The organism is Streptomyces sp. NPDC018045 (assembly GCF_044327445.1).
Lineage (GTDB): Bacteria > Actinomycetota > Actinomycetes > Streptomycetales > Streptomycetaceae > Streptomyces.
Map to the genome: position 1 here is coordinate 182,483 of NZ_JBIRFL010000009.1, position 22,859 is coordinate 205,341.

Genomic DNA, 22,859 nt, shown 5'->3' on the forward strand with positions numbered 1-22,859 from the left:
GTGGTCGTACACACGCCTGTCCGTCCGGTCGCATCCCCTCGCTAAGCGAGCGCCTGGAGACCGGATGCAGCGTGCCTGCCGAGGCGCTGGTAGGCATGGGCTGCGGACGCCAGGGTCATGTGGTGGTACCAGCCCGGGAAGGAACGGCCTTCGAAGTCGAGGAGGCCGACGGAGCGTTCCATGAGAGAGACAGTCGAGACTGTCGCCTCTGCAAGAGTTCTGAGCGAGAACGCCTCAGCCAGGGACCGCTCGGGGAACGTGGTGATCCATACCCCGCCGGTGCGATTTTCCGTGCCGCACTCGGTGAAGAGCTGGTACTTCGAGTCAGCAGAGGAACCGGTCGCATCCGGCAGGCGGGCCGGCGCGCAGACGATACGGACGCGGCGCCGTCCTCCATCCTCGGTCTGGACAATGACGTCCCGGGCGGTCCCGTAGGAAAGACGGGCCCGAGCGCTGAGGAGCGGAGAATCGCTCGGGCCGCGTTCGCCGGGAAGCAGCAGAAGGTGCTCTGGTACGGCGATGACCAGGTTGTGGCCACGCTGGGCCAGCGCGTGGATCAGCGGCCGAACGTGGGGATCATCCCTCATGTCGGCCACCAGGGGAGCGGGAGCGGTGCGCTCGGCCAGTGTGTCCACCAGGCCGAGGGCATGTGCCCACAGCGGACGGTAGGACTCGGTGTCCGGAATGCGCGTGCGTTGCCGTAACTGACGGTCATCAGTCCAGGGCTGGGGCAGGAACAAACGCCATTCAACGGGCACCTGTGTCGTGCCGACGCATAAGAACAGGCCAAGCCCCACCTGGCAGTTGAGGGTGCGGCCGGAGCCCGGGTCGAAGTAGCGGTGCACACCTACGGTCTGATCGCCGCGTTTGGGCAGCAGCGCGCGGCCGATCGTCCACGCAGGTACTGAACCGTGTTTTGCGACCCAAGTAGTGAGCTCGCGCAGGACAGGGTTCCAGTCCCACGGGCTGAGATTCACGAACTGGCGCATCGACTGCATGGTGGCCGACGAGGCCGAGACGGTATCGGCTAACCGGCGAATGGACTTCTTGCCGGAAGTGGCGAGGAGGGCGGCCAGGTACATTTTGGCCAATCTGTGCTGGTCGACTCTCGCCAGGTGTCTGAAAATCTGTGAAATGAAATTTCCGAGCGAGGCTGCCTCGGCTTCTGAAGCCGCTAACTCATTGGTCGAGTCCGTCCGGCCAGCTGCGCTGAATGACATGATTCCCCGTGCTTCCCCGTGCGATTGCGGTCGGCGGCAGGGTATACCGCTCCCGATCAACGCCTCAGAATTTTGATGGTCTTTTAACGGTGCAGAGGTGTCGCGACCAGTGGCGGTACACCCGTCACGCTCCGTGGCCAATCGGGCGCTTATGGTGGTTGACGTTTGCAAGTCGCACTGTCAGCCTCTTTCGCCCTTGCCGTTGCTGCATCTGATGGGTTCTACTCGAATCGATAGGGCGCATCGAGTCAATGATGAGTGAAGGCGTTGACGTCAATACAGTGAGTCGGCAGCAGGTATTTCCGTTCTGTTGCGCGTTCCACTCCGTCAACCTTTACGAGTAGCTGCTGGCGCGGAATGCTATGGGTACTGGGATACTCATCGCCCGGCGTTAGTCGCGATTTCGCGAACGTGTGCCCACTGGCAGGCTTCATGAAATTCTTCCGCGCAATTCTTCTTCAGTGTGGAGGCGTGATGAATGCGAACAGCGACGTACGTCCGTCCGGATATGTCCAGCGCCCCAGGCCGATGCTGGGAATCGGGCGTCATGGATTGGGAGGCGACACGGGGCAAAATGCCAAGGTGCTGACGACGCGAGTGGGCCTGCAGATGCCGCCCGCTTTGAGCTTCGAGGACTGGGAGCAGGCCGGATGCCGACTCTCGGGGGTTCTGGACTCGTCCTCATGGTGGCTGGGTGACTGGCTCGTGTACGGGAAGGACCACTACGCCGACCGGTATCAACGTGGCATCCGTGCTGCCGGCCTCAAATACCAGACGTTACGCAACTATGCCTGGGTCGCGCGTCGGTTCGTGCTCAGCCGGCGGCGGGGCAAGCTGAGGTTCCAGCATCATGCTGAAGTCGCTTCGCTCACCGTCGATGAGCAGGAGTGGTGGCTCGGCCGTGCCGAGGAAATGCACTGGACCACCAAACAACTCCGAACCTCTCTCCGAGATGCCAGCGATGGTGGCTCCGATGCTCATGCGCGTCCCGCAGTGACTCGTCGGCTGGCGGTGCCAAGCCATCGGGTCGACTGTTGGCGCCAGGCTGCACTGCATGCGGGCGTCGATTTCGAAAAATGGGTGTGGGCGACACTTGACAATGAGGCCAGGCGGGCCCTGGAGGATGTGGAAGAGCAGTCGGGGGTGAGGGTCTGACAGAGAGGGGGCTCCCGCGCCTCTGAAAAGCTGTGGGTTATTAGGGCTGGAAGCTGAGAGGTTGCGTTCCTCATGTTCGTCCCTTGTGTGTACCGAGAGCCGGATCGTTCGTGGATGGCCGATTTGATCCGCCGTAATCCTTTGGCGCTACTCGTAAGTAATGCCGATGTGGGTGACGGGCCGTTTGCTACACATCTGCCGATTATTCAGGACCCGCAGCCTACCGATGAATGCGCGGTAGATGCGCCGTGGGGTCAGCTCCTTGGGCATATGAACAGGGCGAACCCTCATTGGGCGGCGCTCGAAACGGGTGATGCCGTGTTGCTTGCGTTCACCGGTCCGCATGCTTACGTTTCTCCGACGATTTACGACAAGGTGCCAGCTGCTCCTACCTGGAACTTCACGGCAGTGCATGTGCGTGGTGTCGTAGAAAAGATTTCTTCACTCGAAGAGACGCTGGACGTGGTGAAGTCCACGGTGACAATGTATGAAGGAGAGCTCGGAACCGGTTGGGACATGTCGGAATCCTTGGACTACTTCCGCAAAATTGTGCCCGGTGTGGGAGCGTTCCGGATTACTGTGTCCAAAGCTGAAGGAATGTTCAAGCTGAGCCAGGAGCAGGAGCCCGATGTTCGTGATCGGGTGCGGGACGACTTCGCCCGGCGGGAGTGCGGTCGGCACCGGGAGACAGCCCAGCTCATGAGCGAGCTTCCATGATCGCCAGTCGGTTCTGAGGCGGCTGTCGGCAGTGATAACGACACCGCTGATAGACGAGGATGCTGCTGCGCAAGCGCACAACGACCGGAAGCCTACGTAAACCTGGCCTCACGGAACCGGATGCGCTGCCCGAACGGTGACTTCTAGCCTGGAACACCCCGGACGGCAGTCTCGCCGACTTCCGCACCTGCCCGACAGGGCCGGTGGAAAATGACGACATTCCTTCTCATTTCCTCCAGTTAGGCGACCAGCGCACATGCCTGCGAACCAGTCCGCCCCACTCCCCAGGCACCGCACGGCAACACCACACCGATCCTGATGTGCCCCCGCGTCATTTCGACGTCACCTACTCCATCAACCCATGGATGCACCCGGGCAAGCCTTTGAACGGCAGGCTCGCACTCCGGCAGTGGGAGAGACTGCGTGCCTGTATAAGGAGTTCGGCCATACCGTGCTGGAGATCGGCCCGGTCCTCGGGCTGCGAAACCGATTTCGGCTTTCGAGTATACGGCGCTGGTGACGTGGACGCTCGCGCGGCGGCCTAAAGCTTGTCCCGTAACTCCCGGTGGGGTGCTGTGTTGAATGGGGGCCAGGTTGCCTTCGCTCAACTTCGTGACGTCATCGGGGTGTTCACCAATGGTGCGCATGGAAACTGATGCCGCAAAGCGGCCCGCCGGTGAGAACCGGCGGGCCGCCTCAGACGGGCTATCGGGGTCGGATCAGGGCACCTTGAGGCAGGGGCTACGCGCGATCGCATTCGCATCGGCCTTCACGCCGCGGGTGTGCACTACGACGGTGAACGAGTCCCTGTTCTTGAAAGGGCTGCTCGGCGCCGTCCACTGAGCCGGCTCGGCCGTCGTGTGAGCCGGCTCGGTCTGCCCGCCGCGGAACACCTCCGTGACGAGCCTTTGCTGTGCCTTCTGGAACGCCTTGGCCGTGGCGGCGAAGTCGAGCTCGGCGTCTCCGGTGGTCAGCGAGGCGGTCAGGGTCTTGCTGCCGTCGGGCGTGCTGTAGATCAGCGCCGCCCAGCCGGCAAAGCCGCCGTTGTGATGGAAGATGGTGCCGCCATCGCGCGTCTCCTCCACGAACACGCCCAGGCCGTAGTGGTGGTCGCCGCTCTTGGGGTGCGGCGTGCGCATCTCGGCCAGCAGCGGGTCCGCCAGGAGCTTGCCGCTCATCAGTGCGGAGAAGAACGTGTGGAGATCCTCGGTGGTCGAGATCATGTCACCGGCGGCGGAGACCCAGGAGACGTTGAAGCGGGTGACGTCGGCCACCTTCCACTGGCCGGCGTGCTCGTACCGGTAGTAGCCGTGGGCGTGCGGCTCGGGGATCTCCGGCGAGGCGCCCGGCACCAGGGTGCCCGACAGTCCCAGCGGCCGCAGGATCAGCCGCTGCATCTCCTCGGCCAACGAGCGGCCGGTGACGTCCTCGATCAGCAACTTGGCCAGCACGTAGTTGGTGTTGGAGTAGCTCCAGTCCGTCCCCGGCTCGAACCGCGCCGGCTTGGACAAGGCCAGCCGTACCAGCTCCTCCGGCTGGTAGGTGTGGAACTGGTTGTCCACCCACTCTTGGCCCTGCCAGGGAATCCCCGGCGCGACCGTTCCGTCCTCGTGGTACTCGCCGGTGTGGTTGAACAGCCCGCTGGTGTGCTGCAGCAGCATCCGCACCGTGATCCGCCGGTCCAGCCCGAACCGGGGCAGGTGGTCATCCGCCGGGCTGTCCAGCCCGATCCTGCCCTCGGCCACCAGTTGCAGCACCACGGTCGCGACGAAGGTCTTGGTGGTACTGCCGATCCGGAAGTGCCCGTTGGCCGGGCTTGGCGCTCTCGCCCAGCTTGCGCACCCCGGCGCTGCCGACCCACGCGCCCCGCTCATCGTGCACGCGCAGTTGCACCCCGGCGAATCCGGAATCGACGGTCTCCTCGATGGCTTTCCGCAGCTCCGGGCGGTCCTGCCCGGTGAGGGTGAGGGGCATGGCTGTGCTCCTTATCGGTTGCGTGGGTGGTCGTTGCGGTGAGGTGGTGCCGGCCGCCGGGGGCGAGCGTGTCCCGGGCGGAGGCCGTGCTGCGTTCGCTGTACGGGATGCCTCCCGGCGCGGTGGGTCACAGGCTGCGGGCGGTGATGTCGCCGTAGGCGGTGGTCGCGTGGATGTTCAGGCCGGCGGCGGCGCCGTCGGTGTTCGTGAGCGCGTTGTGGATCCGGCCGTAGGCGGTGCCGGCGTCCAGCGCGGCGGAGACTCCGCAGGTGGCGCCGACCGCGATCCCGCCGGCCTCGGTGCGCAGCACGACCGTGCCGCGTACGGCCTCGGCGATGTGGAGATCGCCCTTTTGGGTGCTGATCTCCGCGGGGCCGCCCAGGCGGCCGACCGAGATGTCGCCGGCGGCGAGGGTGAGGCGGGCGCTTTCGGCCTCGTCGAGCTTGACCGAGCCGTGCGCGCCCTCGAAGGCGACGCCGCCGAGCCGTCCGGCGCCCCGGAATTCGGCACTGGCCGCCTTGGCCTCGATGCGGGAGCCGGCGGGCAGATGGACGGTCACCTTGATGGCCCCCGGGTTGCCAAGGAGCCGGTTCTCCGCCGGCAGGGCCGCGATCCGCAGGACGCCGTCGTGGTATGCGACCGTGGTCCGCTCCGCCGCCTTGACGTCGCGGCCCTTCGAGGCGTCCGCGGGCAGGACCTCGACCGTGGTGTCGGCCCGGTCGGCGGCGTTGAACCGGATGCGTCCCGCGGGGATGTCGAGGACGGCGGAGACCGGGGCGGGAGTGTCGAACGTCTGCATCGTGCTCTCCTGCGACTCGTCGTTTCGGATATCGGAAACGCTACGTTGCATTCCAGCAATCGACAAGGAGTCCGTTGCGTCAAAACGTCATCTGAGCAGCTAGAAGCGCCAATATCGTTGCAATGGTGTCGAATACAATGCAACGCCGGTCGCTCTACTCGTTGCAATAGGTGGAGAGTGAACGCTATGTTGGAGGCATCAAGGGGCACGAAGGAGGCCACGATGCCGGGAGGCAGACTCACCCAGCCCGAACGCCAGCAGATCGCGCTGGGGCTGGCCGACGGCCTCGCTTACGCGGAGATCGCCAGACAGCTCAACCGTCCGACCTCCACGGTCACGCGTGAGGTCATGCGCAACGGCGGCCCCACCGCCTACCGCGCCGACCTGGCCCACCGCGCCACCGAACGCCGCGCCCGCCGGCGCAGGCCGGCCGCGCCCCGGGAGCCGCAGGCGCCCGTGCAGGCCCACGGACGCGACATCGAGGCCGTGCGCGAGTACGAGGAGGTGCTCACCACCGTCATCATGCAAGCGGGCCTGCCCAAGATGACGTCCCGGGTGCTGACCTGCCTCTACACCACCGACGCGGGCAGCCTCACCGCGTCCGAACTCGTCCAGCGCCTCCAGGTCAGCCCGGCGTCCATCTCCAAAGCGATCACGCTCCTCGAGAACCAGGGCCTCATCCGCCGGGAACGCGACGAACGCCGCCGAGACCGCTACATCGTCGACGACGACGTCTGGTACCAGGCGTCGATCGCCAGCGCCCGGTCCAACGCCCTGATCATCGAGACCGCACGGCAAGGCGTCAGCATCCTCGGCCCCGGCACCCCGGCCGCCGCCCGCCTCGAAGGCGTCGCCCGCTTCCTCGACTTCGTCAGCGAGAGCATGACCCGCGCGGCGGACCAGGCCCGCGACATCCTCCACCCGAAAGCCCAAACGACCTCACACGGCACCGCCACGCCACGTTCAGATCGCGGATAGGCATCCGTCTTGACGGTCACAGCCAGTGGTGCCCGCCAAACCCTTCCACCCGAGCCGACCCCGTCGCGCCCGCCAAACAGCCTCGTTCATACAAGGGGCCGGTGAGACCGGCAAGTCCTTCATCGCAGCTCCGCGGCTGACCAGGCCACGGCATCCACCGGATGACGAGGACGGCGCCACGCTGCCGGACCTGATGCAGGCGAGTGGCCACACGGCCACCTTCGTACGGGATCTGCTGCTGGAGGCCGGCACGACCCTGCGCCGCAGGGGTGCACTACTGTGCCGGTCAGGCGGCGGCTCACGAGGGTGGCGAACGGCCACTCGACTCGTCAGGTTTGGCCGGTACGGCTCCTCGGGCTCGGTGAGGCCAGGCCAGGCCCGGCCTCGTGCTGCCGCTCGTGGCATACGGAGCCTCGAAGCGGGGGACGGTGAGCTGGACAGCGTCACACGATCTGGTGATCTTTCTGTCGCAGGCAGCGGCGAGCAGACTGCGGTGAGGATTCGCCTCACAGTGATCTGTTGGGAAGCGATGGATGCCATGAGCGAGGACGAACTGACAGCGGCGGACATGCAGGAGCCTGCCGAGCCGGTTCTTCTGGGCGCCGCCAGGTACGGCCCGGCACTCGCAATATTCGTACAGAGTGCCGCCATCTGCCGGCATCGACGGCTGTGTCACCGCTTACTTCCACGACGAGGTTCGGTTGACGAGTTCGACCATCAGGGGAGCGCGCGATCCCCATCCTGTAGATTCTCTGTCAAGTTCAGCGTGTCGACGCGATGCACCAGTCGCGGCCGAGCCGTGTGCGGATATTGGTAACTGCGGATAACAGAACCTGCGGAGTGCCGTTAGGCAACAAGGAGGCGATACTTTCCCCAGTAGGCCAGTACTCGGGCGACTCGTTCTTGAGTCGAGCCTCGTAGTCCCACGGGAGAGCGAATCCCCGCACGCGCTCACCCAGCCCGCTCCCATGCCATCTGGCTGGCCGTCGCCGATGTCAGTGTGGGGGATGCTCCTACTACCACGGGCACGAGAGCTCCACCGGATGAGAATCCGGCCGGACCGCCTGCACGAATTTTCGCTGAAGCGCATAAGTCCGGTTGGTAGCCAAGGCGTTTGTAGAGGCCGAGCGCTCCTGTTGGGGAGTCGCGTCGCTTTTGGCAATTCCCTGAAAGCGTGTAGGATTTCCTCATGCTGGCCGGTCCTCTTGATGCACTCGCGTCCTGGCGTCGGTGACGGTCCGTTCGAACTTCACCGGCGCCAGTCCACGCTGGCCGCGCTGTGCCTGCGGCGCGTGTTGAAGAAGTCCGTGATCCACGTGGCGATCTTCAGCCGGGCTCGGCCCGAGTGGCGAAACAATGCCGTCGGATGTACTCCACCTTGATCGATGATGGGAACGATTCCGCAGCCGCGTTGTCCAGGGCCGAGCCCCACACGTCCCATGGACTGCACCACGCCGAGGCGGCCACACAGGCCTTCACCCAGAGGGCCACGGAACGGTTGAGGACATCGCGCTCCATCCCGATCTCCGCGTTCTCTCTGCGCAGGCTCTTGCTCTCCTCACGCCGCCGCAGCAGCTCCTCGCGTTCGGACTCGTCCAGCCCGCCCGCAGCCTCCGCATCCGCGCGCACCTTGGCCCGGTGAACCCAGGTCTGCAGCGTGCCCTCGTGCACCCCTAGATCCCGCGCCGCCTCCGCCGCAGGCTTCCCCTTCTCCAATACGATCCGTACCGCACCCTCACGAAACGGCGCGTCATACGTACGTCGCTTCCCCGCTATGACCCTCAACTTCCCCTCCGGTCACGTCTCCACGCTACGAGGGGAAGGCCACGCCTGCTCCGCCCAGTCGAGCAGGCGAGTGCCGATGCCCAGGCCCCGGTACTCCGGGTCCACACCGCCCGGTTGCCAGAAGTCGTGAAAGGGCTCTGCCGAGGTCCGCGCTTTCATCCGGTGGTGGCCGGCCATACGATCGCCATCCCATGCGGCCATGCTGCCGCGCGCCATGTCGACATGGGAGTCTGTGAAGCGCTGCGCCAGCTCCGCCTCGGATGGGGGCCTTCCGTCGTTGTCCACCGCCTCGATTGCCTGACGCAGGCGCGGCCGAGCGGGCAGGTCCGATCGATCGGACGCCAGGTGAACCCCGGTGCAGCCTCGGTACTCGCATCGGCATGAGGGCTAAACCGGCACGCCATGCCAGACGAGCGTATGGCAGGCGCCGGGGCACCCTATTTCTCAATCGGGCGATCGCCAGGTTCCACAGTGGAGATGAGCAGGAACTACTCGATGCAGCAGGAAGGTGATCAGTTATCGCTTCGGGTGCTCTGCCCTCCAAGTCTGGGAGTAGGCCGCCAATCAGCGGTAGGCGACGCGATGGAAACACGAGCTTCTTGCTGATGAGCGGGTGGTTCGCGGCGAATGAACGGACCTCTGAGAGGGAAAGCGATGAGCGGCAAGAGTCTGACTCAAACCGAGGCCGAGGGGCGCGCGAGGCTGCTGACGGTCGAGCGGTATGACGTGGCCGTCGATCTCTCGGAGTTGATGACCGGTTCGCGGGTTCGGTGCGAATCGACGATCACTTTTACGTGTCACCGGCCCGGGGCTGAGACCTTTGTCGATTGTGCGGCGGCGGTTGAGAGCGCCACGCTCAACGGGGTCGTACTGCGGTCGGCTATTGAGGGCCGGATCGCGCTGACCGATCTCGCCGAGCGCAACGTCCTCACGGTGGTCTCGGTGACGGAGTGCTCGGCCGATGTCCAGGGCGTGCACAAGGCGGTCGACCCCGCCGACGGCGAGACGTATGTCTACACCGACTTCAGTCCCGACTACGCCCGGTACGTGTTGGCCTGCTTCGATCAGCCGGACCTCAAGGCGCCGTGGGCGTTCACCGTGACCGCTCCTGCCGGCTGGCGGGTGCTGAGCAACAGCGGTGACCCGCAGATCGAACACCTCGGCTCCATGCGACGCTGGACCTTCCCGCCGACGCCGCCGCTGGCGGCGTACAACACTGTGATCAATGCGGGCCCGTACCACGCATTGCGTCGTCGCGGAGCTGGTCATGATCTCGGGCTCTTCGCCCGACAGTCGCTGGCTTCGATCCTGGAACGGGACGCCGACGAGCTGTTCACCCTGACCACTCAGGGGCTCGAATTCTTCGCCGGCAAGTTCGGCATGCCGTTTCCGCAGCACAAGTACGACCAGGTCTTCACGCCCGAGTTCCCCGGCGCATTGGAGAACTTCGGCTGCGTCACCTGGATGGACTGGTTCCTGCGCAGGAGCACGCCGACCAGGGCGGAGTGGGACATCTTCTCGCGGTACCTGCTGCACGAACTCGCGCACATGTGGTTCGGCAACATCGTCACGATGCGCTGGTGGGACGACCTGTGGCTGAACGAGGCGTTCGCGGAGTTCGCAAGTAATTGGGCCGCCGTGAGCGTGACGTCGTACACCGATGCCTGGACGGCACATCTGGCCGGCGAGAAAATCAGAGCCTATTTCACGGACCAGGGACCGACATCACACCCGATCCGCCAGCAGGTTCGCGACGTCTCCGAGGCGAAAGCGACATTCGACGCCATCACCTACCCCAAGGGTGCATCCGTACTGCGCCAGATGATGACGTACGTCGGCGAAGCGAACTTCTCCGCCGGTCTCACCAGCTACTTCGCCACGCATGCCTGGGGCAACACCACGCTGCATGACCTGATCGACGCGGTCGCCGACGCCAGCGGACGTGACCTGGACCAGTGGCGCACGGGATGGTTGGAAACAGCGGGCACCGACCGGCTGGCTCTCGACCACGACGCAGACGGGTTCGCCCTGGTCGCTCAGGGCCCAGGCGGCCGGCCACGCCCGCATGTGCTTGCCGTCGGCGCCTACGAGCGTTCCGGGGACCACCTTGAGCGCATTGCACTCGTCGAAGTCGAAGTAGCGGGCGAACGAACCCGGCTCGACCTACCAGCAGGAGCCGACCTGTATCTGGTCAACGATGAAGACCTGACCTTCGCCTCGACGAGACCTGACGCCACGACCAGAGACGCGTTCTTCCGCAACGCCGCCCGCCTGCCCACTGCGACCGCGCGGGGTGTCGCCGTCACCACGGCCTGGGACATGCTGATCAACGGCGAAGCGACAGCCGCCGAGGTCGTGGAGTGCCTGACCGGAGTGCTCGCTGTCGAGACGTCCGCGTCAGTGATCGAGCCGTATCTCAACCTGGCTGTCGAGGCCGCAGATCTGTGGAGCCCGAGGTCGCACCGGGACGAGCTGCTGCGAGCCGTGGCCGCGGCGTGCCGCAGCCTCTCCGGCGTCGGCGCCTACCGCAAAGCGGCGTTGCGCGGCTTCGCTCGCACCGCGGCCGAACCGGAGGAGATTGCGTGGCTCCAGACCGAGGCCGGGAACGACATCGATCTCCAGTGGCGAGCACTGGTTCGCACGGCTCAGCTCGGAAGCCCGACCGCAGCCGAGGCCCAGGCTCTGCTCGACCGCGACCCGGATCCCGACGCATGGATCAGCAGGCTCCGGGTCCGCGCGGCCACCCCGGACGCGGCCGAGAAGAGAGCAGTCTGGCAGACGCTGGCGACGGACCGCGCGGTGCCTCTCGCTTCGGTCCACTCAGTCGCGACGCTGTTCTGGAGCGCCGGCCAGGACGACTTGCTCAGGCCCCACACCGAGGCCTACCTCGATCTCGTCGCAACCATCCACCGCAGCGGAACCCAGTCGGCGACGATCTACTCCAAAACCCTCTTCCCGCTGTTCGGTATCGACCTGACTTTCGTGGCACGAGCGGAAGACCTGGCGGCACAGGCTGTCCCAGTCGTCCGCACGAACCTCCTGGACCGGGCCGACCGGATGCGCCGCATACTGCGCTCCCGCGGCTGAAGGCTTGCGGCGCTGGTGCTTCTCCGGGCGCCCACCCGCGGCAACTAGCTCGGCAGCCCTCTGAAGGATCGCCTCCCGCGTCTTGATCGCCCGTTCCTGCACTGCACCATTCCCCTCGGCAACCGTACGGGTAGCACGAAAAAACCGAGCGTTCTGTCGCATTGGGCGCCTGGGTGACAATGTTGATCATTACGGGCGAGACGGCAGGTGCTTCCTTGCGGCCATCTTCCCCAGCTCGTTGATCGGACTTTGATCAAGGAAGTCGGCAGACGCGCTCCTTCTCTCAGGTGCTGGTCCGCAGTGCTGCTGTCGGACCTGGAAGTCCGGAGTTCCCAGGTCAGCGGCTGGTGGCTTCGGTCAGGGATCATGGTGAGACGGCGCGGGGCCCAGGGAGCTTGCGTGGGCCGCCCCAATCGCGCCACGCGGGCCGCCATCACCCAGCGCCGCGCCGACGCCATCGACCTGAAGCTGGCCGGGGTGCACCGGGTGACGATCGGCCGGAAGCCGGCCGCGGACCCCGCGATCAACTCCGGCCGCGTCGCCCACCCACAGGGGTACGGCATCGACAAGTACAAGCGCGGACCGGAGCCGTCGAGCGACAAGCGGCTGATCGAGCTGGCCTGCAAGGACGTCACCAAAGCCTTGCGGGAGCGCAGCACGACGCTGGATGCGAACACCGACGAGCTGCGCCAGGTGATGCCGAGCGACTGGAGCGGCTGTTCTTTCCTGTCCACCGGTCGGCGATCCGTAGCGGTGATCTACAGGAGGTGGACCGCGCGGTGCGGATCATCGAGCGCAGCAGTCGCCTGCTGGGGCTGGACCGTCCGGCGCGTACCGAGGCGTCGGGGCCGGACGGGGCCGTGGTGCAGGTGGAGACGGCGGGGCTGGAGGAGCTGGAGCGCCTGATCGGCCTGGTCGGCGGTTCGGTCGAGGATGGAGAGGGCTGACGAGGCGGCGGTCCTCCAGGCGTACCGGTCGCTGCCCGCGCCGCGCCGCCGCGAGGTTGCCGCCGCCTCCACTCCGCAGCTCAAGGCCCAGCTCGTGCGGATCGAGCGGGAGATGGCGCTGGGCCGCTCCCCTGGCGCGATGGCCGCGGTGCTCACCGAGGGTCGGGTGTTGCAGCCCCGCACCTGGCGCAGATCGACGCCGCCTTCGAGCGGGTGGCGGCCGGGCGGCCGACGAAGCTGCTGCTGACCATGCCGCCGCGGCACGGCAAGTCGAGGCGGGCCGCGCGGTGGGCGCCGTTGTGGTACCTGCGGCGGCGCCCGGAGCACCGGGTGATGATCACCCCGTACTCCACCGGCCTTGCCGATGATCACGGCCGGTGGATCGGGGACGCGATCGTCTCGTACGGGCCGCAGATCGGCATCGCGCTGCGGCCGGGCTCCTCAGCGGCGAATTGATTCGACATCGCCGGAACCGAAGGCGGCTTCGCCGCTGCCGGCGTCCCGGCAGGTCCTGCGGCAGGCGTGGCAGGAACTGGAGCGCGAGCAGCGCACCGAGGGCCTGCCCATGCCGGCGGTGCTGTCGGTGACGGCCAGGCACGGCAAACGGCTGCGCGCGGAGCCGATCGCCCAGCTCTACGAGCAGGGGCGCGTTCACCACGTCGGGGCCTGGCCGCAACTGGAACAGCAGATGGTCACGTGGGTCGCCGGAATGGACAGTCCGGACCGGATGGACGCCGCAGTACACGGACTCACGCAGCTCGCGGGCACGGTCCCCGGCACCGCGGGTGGTATCTCGTACCGGGACGGGAGGCTGTCAGGCCGTCGCTGAGCAGCCGGTGACGATGAAGCGAGCCGAGGCCCACCGACAACGGGTTTTCAGGGACCGGTGAACCAGGGTTCGGTGTACCCGCGACCGGCCCACCAGGGATCCTTGTAAGTACCTACAACCAATAACTACAGAAGAACACCCCAAGCCCCGCAGCAATGCGGGGGGGGGGAACCGGCGTCAGCACGGCAATACGAAACACCGCAGAGCGCCCCTGTGGCCCCAGAGGGGGACCAACTACAAGGTCCTGATTCTCCGATCACGCCGGTTGCCCGGGAAGTCAGCAACCGCGTTGGGGTCCTGGAGGGCGTTGCTTCCGGAACCCACGCAATCAGCGCACGTCGCGGTCCGGGATCGTGATCCTGAACGTGGCTACGTTCTCCCCGGTTGCCCAGCGGTAAAAGCCGGCCTTCTCCAGTACTCGGACTGAGGCCGGGTTCGCCAGTTCCACGTCGGCCGACACGGTGTGGACTTCTGGCGCAGTGAGGGCGAACTCGGCGAGAGCCTGGGTGGCCTCGGGAGCGTAGCCTCGGCCGCGTCGGGAGGCCACGATGCCGTATCCGATTTCAAGGACCCCCTCGCTGGGCGGCCAGAACAGCCCGATGGAGCCCACCACCAGGCCGCTGTCGTGCTCGATGACCAGACGGTGGCCGTAGGCGCCGAGCCAGTCGGGATACTTGTCGAAGAGGCCCGCGACCACGCGATCACCTTCGGCGGGAAAGTCATCCGCCCAGTGCGGGGGTCGGGTGCCGTCGAGGACCGCGGTGGCCTCGCTCCTGGTCCAGGGCCGCAGAACGAGGCGCTTGGTGACCACGTCGGCGTGGACGGGTGAAGAGGTGGAAGACATGTGTCTCTCCTGGTCGTTGTAACGACCGGCCGCGCTCTGTTATCGCACGGGCCGGATGAGGGCATGCTGATGACGGCCAACGGCAGCCATATTCATCAACCTCCTCATCCCGAGATCACGCGCCTGTCGCGCTGGCGTGAGCGTAGTAGCCCCTCCTCAGTAGGCCAACTCATTTCCGGGCTGCCGACCGGGGCTTTTGCTCGGTGAAGGTCGTATCCCTTCGCGCGGCGGCTCGTTGCTCTGGTCATGCTCAGCGGAGGGATCCCAGCGATGGCGAGTGGGCGACCCTGCAACCGCTCCTGTCCGTGGGGAGCAACCGGTGTCGGCCGGTGGCGGGGCCACCGCCAGGTGAGCAACGTGATCATTCACCGGCTCGGTACCGGCTGCCAGTGGTGTGAGCTGCCCGAATGCTTCGGCCCGTGGCAGACCGTCCACAAACGCCACATGCGGTGGTCGGCCGGCGGCACCTGGAAGAAGCTGCTCCAACACGTTCAGGCCGCCGCCGACGCCATGGGCGACCTCGACTGGAATATCAACATCGCTTCCACCTCGACCCGCGCCCACCAGCACGCCGCCGGGGCCCCGTAAGACGCCGCCGGTGACGTCCGGTGCTTCAAAAGGAGCCGCACACATCTCAGTTCACGTGCGGGCGCACGCGCCCCCGCGCCCGTTCCCGGCGGGGGCGGTGCTCCAGCCGAAGCCCTCGGCCGCTCGCCGCACCAACTCGTGAAGGGGAGCGGCTGCTGCCGCGCGGCAGCAGTCGCTCCCCTTGAGTGCGGACGGCAAGTGCCGCCCGCACTCCTTGGTCATCACCCCGGGCAGCGGGCGGACCGCACCCAGCTCGAACGGGTCATGGACAAGAGCCGTGTTCCCGGCTCGGCGCCGGCAGGCCACGGCCAGTACCGGACAGCCTCGGCGCCGACAAGGCCTACAGCAACGGCGTGATCCGCGCCTACCTGCGACGACGCGGTACCGCACCTGATACCGGAGAAGAGCGATGCAAAGGCGGCCCGCTTGCGCAGAGGTTCACGTGGCGGCCGGCCCGCCCCCTTCGACAAGATCCGGTACAAAGCCAGGAAAACTGTCGAGCTGGCGATCAACAGAATCAAGCACTTCTCGGCCGTCGCCAACCGCTACGGCGAGCATGGACACGTCTTCCTCGGCACCGTCACCGCTGCCGCACTTCTCATCCGGCTCCGCTCGTGACCGAAGACGGCCTTGGGGATCAATGGAATGACCCGCACAGGCTCGTCAGCGGCACCCTCCAGCTCGGCGTCGGGAAGCCCGACGAGCAGTCAGCGAGACCGGGGCACGGCCTGCTGAAACGTGCGGGTCCGGGCCGCGTGCTGCCCAGACCCGCACTGCCCGGAGTGCCAGCGGCTCATCAGCGCGAAGACGCCCCAGCCGAGGTACTCACGGTGGTACTGCACGTAGCGGGCGGGATCGGTGGTGAGTTCGGCCCGCACCTCGGCGGCCAGCTCGTCATCGGGGTTCCGGTCGAGCCAGCGGCGGAGGTTGAGCCACTGCGCCGCCTGGTACCGGTCCCAACTGTCCTGATCGGCCAGCACCATCTCCACGACGTCGTACCCGAGGTCGCCGAAGTGCTCGATCAGCTCCGGCAGCATCCGGAAGTCGGCTCTGCTGCTGGCGTGGCAGCCTTCGACGACGTCCTGGGTCGGTGGTGCCTGACGCCAGTACGGCTCGCCGATCAGCATGAGGCCGCCCGGGCTGAGGCTGCGGCCCAGCAGCTCGACGGTGCCGGCCATGCCGCCTCCGATCCAGGTGGCGTCGATACACGGGGCGAGATCGACCGGCTCGTCCGCTACGTAGCCGGAGGCGTCGCTGTGAACGAAGTGGATGCGGTGGCTGCTTTCGCGAATGGTCCAGATGCGTGGAAGATCCACAGGAAGGATTCCTTGGTTCGATGAGGACCTGGCGTTCCTGGAGGGCAGCCGTCCGCAGTCGGCCACCACTGCTTGAACCGTCATCAGACGCACCCCGCTTGAACAGGTCGATCTTGGACGCGCGCCAACCTGGAGCTCGCGCCAGTGACGTGTCCACCGATCTCGGGCGGCGGTGCCAACCCGCGGTCCGGGCGGGCGCTGAACACCATCCGGACGGCCGGAGCGCGAACCAGCCTGTCATCGACACGCTCACCACAGACCGCGGAGAATTCCTCTCCTTCCCTCTGGTCGCCGCACACAAGAACTGAGGAGACGCCACGTCGACGGTCCGTCTCTCCGGTCGTGATCGGAGAGACAGAACCAAGATGGCGCGTAAATCATTTTCGTTCGCTCACCGGGCCCTGCAGGCCGTTCTGTGGCCATCACTGCCCGTCCCTGCCGGGGCCGAGTGCCTTTCCCCGGCTCCGCTGGTCAGAGGCGCGGGGCTGACGCTTTGGATGTTGCTGGTGGGCCTGCCGCGTTTCCTCATCGATGCCGGGTCGTGGCTGAACTACAAGCCGGTCATGGCGGCCTCGTACGACGGTCGTCCGCACCGGGCGCCGGCTCCGCAGATTCAGTCGACGTGGCCGCCGGACGAAGCGGTGCGGCGCCTGGCCGCGTACGAGGTCCTGGCCGCCTACGACTCCAATCAGGCCGGGGAGCTGGCTGTCGGTCTGGGGCGCGGCGTTGTCGACATCGAGCGGCTCGTGCCGTCGTGGGTTTCTGCGGTGGTGTGTCGGCCGGCAGGTCACCGGGGCGGAAGCGGCCCGGTGGGGCGGGTGGGCCTTTCCCGTCTCGTGGGCCGCTTCGGTCGGCAGGCCGGGCGCCACGGCGGCAAAGCAAGATCAATTGGGAGACGAATGGGAGACGATCAAGGGAATTGCCCGCGCGAAGCCGCCGGAAGCTGCCTGTTTCTGTCGGCTTCTGTCGGCAGAAACAGGCGCCCCCTGCCGCCCTTACTCGCCCCTCACCCCGCCGATTCCCCCGCGTGGGGGCTCAGTACGCCCGCGCTGACCAGGGCGAACAGTGCCACCCCCAGCAGAATCCGGTAGATGACGAACGGCATGAAGCTCTTCGTGGTGATGAACTTCATGAACCATGCGATGACGGCATATCCCACGACAAAGGCGATGACCGTGGCGAAGATGGTCGGGCCCCAGGAGACGTGGCTTGCGGTGGTGTTGGCGCCGAAGGCGTCCTTGAGTTCGTAGGCGCCGGAGGCCAGGACGGCGGGGATGGCGAGGAGGAAGGAGTAGCGGGCCGCCGCCTCGCGGGTGTAGCCCATCAGGAGGCCGCCGCTGATGGTGGCGCCGGAGCGGGAGACGCCGGGGATCAGGGCCATGGCCTGGCAGACGCCGTAGATCAGGCCGTCCCTGACGTTCAGGTCGGTGAGGGTCTTGCGCTGTTTGACGGCGCGGTGCCGGCCGCCGGACTCGTCGCGGGCGGCCAGGCGGTCCGCGATGCCCAGCACGACGCCCATGACGATGAGGGTCGTCGCGATCAGGCGCAGGTCGCGGAAGGGGCCCTCGATGGCGTCCTTGAGGGTGATGCCCAGGACGCCGATCGGGATGGAGCCGACGATGACCAGCCACCCCATCTGGGCGTCGTGGTCGTGCCGCAGGCCGCGGTTGACGAGGGAGCGCGCCCAGGTCGAGACGATCCGCACGATGTCCTTGCGGAAGTAGATCAGTACGGCGGCCTCGGTGCCGATCTGCGTGATCGCGGTGAAGGCGGCGCCGGGGTCGTGCCAGCCCGCGAACGCCGCGGTCAGGCGCAGATGTGCGCTGGAGGAGATGGGCAGGAACTCGGTCAATCCTTGGACCAGGCCGAGGATGAAGGATTCGAACCAGTTCATCGAAGCTACGTTATCCAGAGGGATCAAGCGCTTACCCGGCGGAGACCCGGGTCAGGCGACACGAGGCGGAAGGGACGGGGGTGCGGGCGGGCGGTCGGCGGGATCGGTGACCGGTCGAGGGCAGCGTAGCGCCCGGAAGTGCCCGGGTGCTCAAAGGGTTCTTTCCGGACGTCTGTCGGTCAACGCCCCCGGAGTGACGCGCGCTTGCGCCAGGCCACGAGCACCGCGGCCAGACCGGAGACCGCGATGAAGGCCGTGGAGATCAGGAAGGCGGGTGAGGTGGGCGTGGAGGCCCGGGCGCCGGCGACGACGTACGCGGCGGTGTTCGGCACGCTGCCGAGGGTGGTGGCCAGCAGGAACGCGCCCCAGCCCATGCGGGAGACGGCGGCGCAGTAGTTGGTGGCGCAGAACGGCAGGCCGGGGAAGAGCCGGATCGCCAGCATGGAGCGGAAGCCGTGTTCGCTGAGCTGCCGGTCGGCGGCGGTCAGCCAGCGGGCGCGCAGGAAGGGCCGCAGGGCGTCCTGCCCGAGCATCCGGCCGAGCGCGAAGGCCAGGCCCGCGCCGAGGACCGTACCGGCCAGGGCGGACAGGAAGCCGAAGAGGCTGCCGAAGATGGCACCGGCGGCGAGGTTCAGCACCGGGCGGGGGACGAAGGCGGTGGTGCACACCCCGTAGGCGAGCCCGAAGATCACCACGGCGCCACCGCCGGCCCACTCGGGTGGCCAGCCGTGCGCCAGCAGCCGTTGCGGCTGCCAGACGATCATCGCCGTCGCGGCGCAGGCGAGCAGGACGAGAAGTACGGCGAGGCGGGCCCAGGGGGAGAAGAGCACACGCGTGCAGCGCGCGGCGAGGCCGTCGGGCGTTGCGGCGGGTTCGAGCATCCCGGGAGCGTAACCGACAAGCATGGCGAGCAGGTGTATTCGTGATCGCCGTGGGGTGAAGGGGGGTGGGGTGATAGGCGGGGAGGGAGGGGTGTGAAGGGTGTGAGGGGCGGGGGGTGAGTGGGGTGAAGGGGGGCTTGGGGTGGGGGAGCAGGCAAGGAGCAAGGCGGCTCGGGTCGCTGATAAATCGTTCGACGTGGCGTGGTTCCGGGCGAGATCCTTGGCGCATGTTCCGGCAGCCGTATCTCGCGCTCACGTCCGCAGTCGCGGACGCGCCGAGGGCTGCCGTCGACTCGCTCGCGGCCCTGATCGCCGCGCTCCAGGCCGTGGCCGACGCCGCGCCGCCCCCCGGCACCGCCGAGGCCACCGGCCCCGTCGCAGCGGACACCGCAGCCGTCACCGCCGCCTCCGCGGCCGCGGCGGGCACCGCCGTCCCCGCGGCCGGCGGCGCGCGAAGCTGACCCTCTCCGGATCGACCGGCGAACCCCGTAGGGGGAGGGTCGGTGGGGCTCAGGGGTTCCCACGGCGGCGCGTCACGCCGCCGTATTCACCGCATCGCTTCGCGAGGAAGAACAGCCATGCCCAAGACGGCATACGTGCGGACCAAGCCGCACCTGAACATCGGCACCATGGGCCACGTCGACCACGGCAAGACCACCCTGACCGCCGCGATCACCAAGGTGCTCAGCGAGCGGGGCAGCGGCACCTTCGTGCCCTTCGACCGGATCGACCGGGCCCCCGAGGAGGCCGCGCGCGGCATCACCATCAACATCTCGCACGTCGAGTACGAGACCGGCACCCGGCACTACGCCCACGTCGACATGCCGGGCCACGCCGACTTCATCAAGAACATGGTCACCGGCGCGGCGCAGCTCGACGGCGCGATCCTCGTCGTCTCCGCGCTCGACGGGATCATGCCGCAGACCGCCGAGCACGTCCTGCTCGCCAAGCAGGTCGGCGTCCGCCACGTCGTCGTCGCGCTGAACAAGGCGGACGCGGGCGACCCCGAGCTGACCGACCTGGTGGAGCTGGAGGCCCGCGAACTGCTGACGGCGCACGGTTACGACGGGGACCACGTACCCGTCGTACGGGTCTCGGGGCTGCGCGCCCTGGAGGGCGACCCGCGCTGGAGCCAGGCCATCGAGGCGCTGCTCGACGCGGTGGACACGTATGTGCCGACGCCGGAGCGGTATCTCGACGCGCCGTTCCTGCTGCCGGTGGAGAACGTGCTGACCATCACCGGGCGCGGCACGGTCGTCACCGGCGCCGTCGAACGCGGCACGGTACGCGTCGGCGACCGGGTGGCGGTGCTGGGCGACGGCACGGAGACGACCGTGACCGGCGTGGAGACCTTCGGCAAGCCGATGGAGTCGGCCCAGGCCGGGGACAACGTCGCCCTGCTACTGCGCGGCCTGCACCGGGACGAGGTGCGCAGGGGCCATGTCGTCGCGGCCCCGGGCAGCGTGACGCCGCGGCGGCGCTTCACCGCCGAGGTGTACGTCCTGTCCACGGAGGAGGGCGGCCGCCGCACGCCGCTGTCCACGGGCTACCGCCCGCAGTTCTACATCCGAACGGCGGACGTGGTCGGCGACGTCGACCTCGGCGAGCGCGGCAGCGCCCGGCCCGGCGAGACGGTGACGATGACCGTCGAGCTGGGACGCGACATCCCGCTGGAGCCCGGGCTCGGCTTCGCCGTCCGTGAGGGCGGCAGGACGGTGGCGGCCGGCACGGTCCGCACGGTCGCCGAGGCGTGACCGGCCCCGTGCCGCCCCGTACCCGGTGCACCGGGTACGGGGCGGCACGGGCTGCCACACTGCCGTACGAGGCGCGCCGTACGGGGGGCTCCCGAGCGGCGGACGGGCGACCGGAGAGGGGACCGCGATGACGGGGACGGCGCTGGTACTGGGCGGCGGGGGCTACACGGGCATCGGCTGGGAGATCGGGATGCTCGCCGGACTCGTCGAGGCCGGTGTCGACCTCGCGACGGCCGATGTGGTCATCGGGACCTCGGCCGGTTCGATCGTGGGCGCCCAGCTCACGTCGGGGCGGCTGGCACCGGACGAGCTGTTCGCGCGCCAGCTCGCCCCGGTCACGGGGGAGACCGCGGCGCGCATGGGGGCGCGGGAGCTGGCCCGGTTCGCGTACCTGGCGCTGCGCTCGCGGGACACCACGGACTTCGGCGTACGGATGGGCCGCCTCGCACGGGGCTCCCGGGCGGCCGCGGGGCCCAGCCGGCGCGACGCCGTCGCACGGCGCCTGGTCAGCCACGACTGGCCGGCGCGACGGCTGATGGTCACCGCGGTGGACGCGGTGACCGGGCAGCGGACGGCCTTCGACGACACGAGCGGGGTGGACCTGGTCGACGCGGTGAGTGCGAGCTGCGCCGTGCCCGGCGTGTGGCCGCCGGTGCGCATCGGCGGGAAGTGGTGGATCGACGGCGGGGTGCACTCCAGCGCCAACGCGGACCTCGCCGCCGGGTACGGCCGGGTCGTCGTCCTGGCGCCGATGGCGTCCGGCGGCGGGCCCATCGCCACCGCACGGTCGCAGGGCGCGGCCCTGGCCCGGCGCGGCGCACGGGTGTGCGTCCTGGTGCCCGACCGGGCCGCCCGCGCCGCCTTCGGCCGTAACGTCCTGGACCCGGCGAAACGCGCCGACGCGGCCCGCGCCGGGCGCCGCCAGGCAGCGACCCGTCTGAAGGAGATCGCGTCGGTGTGGGCGGAGTGAGGGGGGCGGGAGGGAGACGGAGCGGAGGCCGCAGGGTGAGCCCGGCCCGGCGGGCGGCCGGTTCCAGGAGGGTCGTCGCACGCCTTGGTACCGGCACAATGGGACGGTGGACGAAGCAGCCGAGCAGATACCGGGCACCCCGGCCGAGGACGGGGCGGCCGAGCCGGCCCCCGGCGTGATCGCGCCCCGCGACCCGGCCCCGGAGGCGGCACCGGACCGGCCCACGGCCCGGACGGTATCGGGCGCGCCGCAGTCCGGCCCCCTTCCTGTGACCCGCGTCGTCGACTGCGGTACCGCCAAGCTGATGCCGGACGTGGACCGTCAGCGCGCCTGGTTGCTGACCGTCGACGGGGCCCCGCAGTCGTACGTCGACCTCGACGCGCCGACCGACCTGGAATTCGAGTACGCGCGCCGGCTCGCGGCCGTCCTGGACGCGGCCGCCGCGCCCGCCGAACCGCTCGACGTGCTGCACCTCGGCGGCGGCGCGCTGACCTTGCCGCGCTATCTCGCCGCGACCCGCCCCGGCTCCCGTCAGGACGTCGTCGAGGCCGACCGGGGGCTGCTCGCGCTGGTCGCCGAGGTACTGCCGCTGCCTGCGGACTGCGGCGTCGCGGTGCGGGCCGAGGACGCCCGTACGGCACTGGAAGCGGCGCCGGAGCACAGCGCGGACGTGATTGTGGCGGACGTCTTCGGCGGCTCGCGGGTGCCCGCGCACCTGGCCTCGGTGGAGTACGCGCGGGCCGCCGCCCGCGTGCTGCGCCCGCACGGGATCTACGCGGCGAACCTCGCCGACAGCGCGCCCTTCGGCTTCCTGCGGTCCCAGCTCGCGAACTACGCCACGGTCTTCGGTCACCTCTGTGTGATCGCCGAACCGGCCGTGCTGCGCGGCCGCCGCTTCGGCAACATCGTGGTGGCCGCGTCCCGCGTCGAGCTGCCGCTCACGCAGGTGGCCCGGCGGGCCGCCGCCGACGTGTTCCCCGCGCGGGTCGAACACGGCGCCGCGCTCCGGCGGCTCACCGGCGACGCCGCGCCCGTGCACGACGCGCAGGCCGTGCCGTCGCCCCGCCCGCCGGACGGGGCCTTCAGCATCGGGTGAGCCGGCGGGCGCCGGCTGCCGGGAG

21 protein-coding genes and 2 pseudogenes are annotated in these 22,859 nt (G+C 68.2%); 14 read left to right on the plus strand and 9 right to left on the minus strand.

Features of this window, described 5'->3' with window-relative positions; all coding sequences use genetic code 11:
* Positions 1-41: 41 nt before the first annotated feature.
* A complete protein-coding gene (locus tag ACH4EB_RS22145) occupies positions 42-1,220 on the minus strand; it encodes an IS701 family transposase (protein WP_398349265.1) in 1,179 nt (392 codons plus the stop codon).
* 432 nt (positions 1,221-1,652) lie between these two features.
* Between ACH4EB_RS22145 and ACH4EB_RS22150 the strand changes: the two genes are divergently transcribed.
* Both ACH4EB_RS22150 and ACH4EB_RS22155 read left to right on the plus strand, forming a co-directional pair.
* On the plus strand, positions 1,653-2,375 hold the full coding sequence (locus tag ACH4EB_RS22150) for an LmbU family transcriptional regulator (RefSeq protein ID WP_398349266.1): 723 nt from the start codon (positions 1,653-1,655) through the stop codon (positions 2,373-2,375).
* Between the two features lie 72 nt (positions 2,376-2,447).
* Positions 2,448-3,092: an FMN-binding negative transcriptional regulator gene (locus ACH4EB_RS22155; RefSeq protein ID WP_398349267.1), complete on the plus strand. Its 645-nt coding sequence runs from the start codon at positions 2,448-2,450 to the stop codon at positions 3,090-3,092.
* A gap of 881 nt (positions 3,093-3,973) precedes the next feature.
* Here the strand turns inward: ACH4EB_RS22155 and ACH4EB_RS22160 are convergent.
* Together ACH4EB_RS22160 and ACH4EB_RS22165 are read right to left on the minus strand one after the other, a co-directional pair.
* Positions 3,974-5,066: pseudogene (locus tag ACH4EB_RS22160) on the minus strand (serine hydrolase domain-containing protein); the annotation flags it as partial.
* Between the two features lie 127 nt (positions 5,067-5,193).
* Positions 5,194-5,865: a DUF4097 family beta strand repeat-containing protein gene (locus ACH4EB_RS22165; protein WP_398349268.1), complete on the minus strand. Its 672-nt coding sequence runs from the start codon at positions 5,863-5,865 to the stop codon at positions 5,194-5,196.
* Between the two features lie 222 nt (positions 5,866-6,087).
* Here ACH4EB_RS22165 and ACH4EB_RS22170 point away from each other — a divergent pair, with 222 nt between their 5' ends.
* On the plus strand, positions 6,088-6,843 hold the full coding sequence (locus ACH4EB_RS22170; protein WP_398349269.1) for a helix-turn-helix domain-containing protein: 756 nt from the start codon (positions 6,088-6,090) through the stop codon (positions 6,841-6,843).
* Between the two features lie 1,326 nt (positions 6,844-8,169).
* Here the strand turns inward: ACH4EB_RS22170 and ACH4EB_RS22175 are convergent.
* Both ACH4EB_RS22175 and ACH4EB_RS22180 read right to left on the minus strand, forming a co-directional pair.
* Positions 8,170-8,628: a transposase gene (locus tag ACH4EB_RS22175; protein WP_398349270.1), complete on the minus strand. Its 459-nt coding sequence runs from the start codon at positions 8,626-8,628 to the stop codon at positions 8,170-8,172.
* 12 nt (positions 8,629-8,640) lie between these two features.
* A complete protein-coding gene (locus ACH4EB_RS22180; protein ID WP_398349271.1) occupies positions 8,641-8,913 on the minus strand; it encodes a GNAT family N-acetyltransferase in 273 nt (90 codons plus the stop codon).
* Between the two features lie 369 nt (positions 8,914-9,282).
* Between ACH4EB_RS22180 and pepN the strand changes: the two genes are divergently transcribed.
* The 5 genes from pepN (at position 9,283) to ACH4EB_RS22205 (ending at position 13,491) form a co-directional block, all read left to right on the plus strand.
* The gene (gene pepN / locus ACH4EB_RS22185; protein ID WP_398349272.1) at positions 9,283-11,715 is read left to right on the plus strand and encodes an aminopeptidase N; all 2,433 of its coding nucleotides are present in this window, start codon (positions 9,283-9,285) and stop codon (positions 11,713-11,715) included.
* Positions 11,716-12,114: 399 nt separating this feature from the next.
* Positions 12,115-12,621, plus strand: a complete 507-nt coding sequence (locus tag ACH4EB_RS22190; protein WP_398349273.1) for a hypothetical protein — start codon at positions 12,115-12,117, stop codon at positions 12,619-12,621.
* A gap of 27 nt (positions 12,622-12,648) precedes the next feature.
* Positions 12,649-12,909: a hypothetical protein gene (locus ACH4EB_RS22195; RefSeq protein ID WP_398349274.1), complete on the plus strand. Its 261-nt coding sequence runs from the start codon at positions 12,649-12,651 to the stop codon at positions 12,907-12,909.
* 2 nt (positions 12,910-12,911) lie between these two features.
* Positions 12,912-13,118: a hypothetical protein gene (locus ACH4EB_RS22200; protein ID WP_398349275.1), complete on the plus strand. Its 207-nt coding sequence runs from the start codon at positions 12,912-12,914 to the stop codon at positions 13,116-13,118.
* Positions 13,119-13,227: 109 nt separating this feature from the next.
* On the plus strand, positions 13,228-13,491 hold the full coding sequence (locus ACH4EB_RS22205; RefSeq protein ID WP_398349276.1) for a hypothetical protein: 264 nt from the start codon (positions 13,228-13,230) through the stop codon (positions 13,489-13,491).
* A gap of 328 nt (positions 13,492-13,819) precedes the next feature.
* Here ACH4EB_RS22205 and ACH4EB_RS22210 read toward each other — a convergent pair whose 3' ends face one another.
* The gene (locus ACH4EB_RS22210; RefSeq protein WP_398349277.1) at positions 13,820-14,335 is read right to left on the minus strand and encodes a GNAT family N-acetyltransferase; all 516 of its coding nucleotides are present in this window, start codon (positions 14,333-14,335) and stop codon (positions 13,820-13,822) included.
* A gap of 270 nt (positions 14,336-14,605) precedes the next feature.
* Between ACH4EB_RS22210 and ACH4EB_RS22215 the strand changes: the two genes are divergently transcribed.
* Both ACH4EB_RS22215 and ACH4EB_RS22220 read left to right on the plus strand, forming a co-directional pair.
* On the plus strand, positions 14,606-14,923 hold the full coding sequence (locus ACH4EB_RS22215; RefSeq protein WP_398349278.1) for a transposase: 318 nt from the start codon (positions 14,606-14,608) through the stop codon (positions 14,921-14,923).
* 426 nt (positions 14,924-15,349) lie between these two features.
* Entirely contained in the window at positions 15,350-15,541 is a 192-nt protein-coding gene (locus ACH4EB_RS22220; protein WP_398349279.1) for a hypothetical protein, read from the plus strand.
* A gap of 170 nt (positions 15,542-15,711) precedes the next feature.
* Here ACH4EB_RS22220 and ACH4EB_RS22225 read toward each other — a convergent pair.
* From ACH4EB_RS22225 to ACH4EB_RS22235, 3 genes and pseudogenes are all read right to left on the minus strand, one after another.
* A pseudogene (locus ACH4EB_RS22225) lies at positions 15,712-16,197 on the minus strand (SAM-dependent methyltransferase); the annotation flags it as partial.
* Positions 16,198-17,245: 1,048 nt separating this feature from the next.
* Positions 17,246-18,133, minus strand: coding sequence for an undecaprenyl-diphosphate phosphatase (locus ACH4EB_RS22230; protein WP_398349280.1), 888 nt, complete (start codon positions 18,131-18,133; stop codon positions 17,246-17,248).
* 179 nt (positions 18,134-18,312) lie between these two features.
* The gene (locus tag ACH4EB_RS22235; protein ID WP_398349281.1) at positions 18,313-19,014 is read right to left on the minus strand and encodes a TVP38/TMEM64 family protein; all 702 of its coding nucleotides are present in this window, start codon (positions 19,012-19,014) and stop codon (positions 18,313-18,315) included.
* Between the two features lie 227 nt (positions 19,015-19,241).
* Here ACH4EB_RS22235 and ACH4EB_RS22240 point away from each other — a divergent pair, with 227 nt between their 5' ends.
* The 4 genes from ACH4EB_RS22240 to ACH4EB_RS22255 all read left to right on the plus strand — a co-directional run bounded on the left by ACH4EB_RS22240 (position 19,242) and on the right by ACH4EB_RS22255 (position 22,834).
* Positions 19,242-19,475 (plus strand): hypothetical protein, encoded by a 234-nt coding sequence (locus tag ACH4EB_RS22240; protein WP_398349282.1) that lies wholly within the window; start codon positions 19,242-19,244, stop codon positions 19,473-19,475.
* Positions 19,476-19,592: 117 nt separating this feature from the next.
* Positions 19,593-20,768 carry an elongation factor Tu gene (tuf, locus tag ACH4EB_RS22245; RefSeq protein ID WP_398349283.1) on the plus strand — a complete coding sequence of 392 codons (1,176 nt, stop codon included), beginning with the start codon at positions 19,593-19,595 and terminating at the stop codon, positions 20,766-20,768.
* Between the two features lie 127 nt (positions 20,769-20,895).
* On the plus strand, positions 20,896-21,738 hold the full coding sequence (locus ACH4EB_RS22250; RefSeq protein WP_398349284.1) for a patatin-like phospholipase family protein: 843 nt from the start codon (positions 20,896-20,898) through the stop codon (positions 21,736-21,738).
* A gap of 304 nt (positions 21,739-22,042) precedes the next feature.
* Positions 22,043-22,834: a spermidine synthase gene (locus ACH4EB_RS22255; RefSeq protein WP_398349388.1), complete on the plus strand. Its 792-nt coding sequence runs from the start codon at positions 22,043-22,045 to the stop codon at positions 22,832-22,834.
* Positions 22,835-22,859 lie beyond the last annotated feature (25 nt).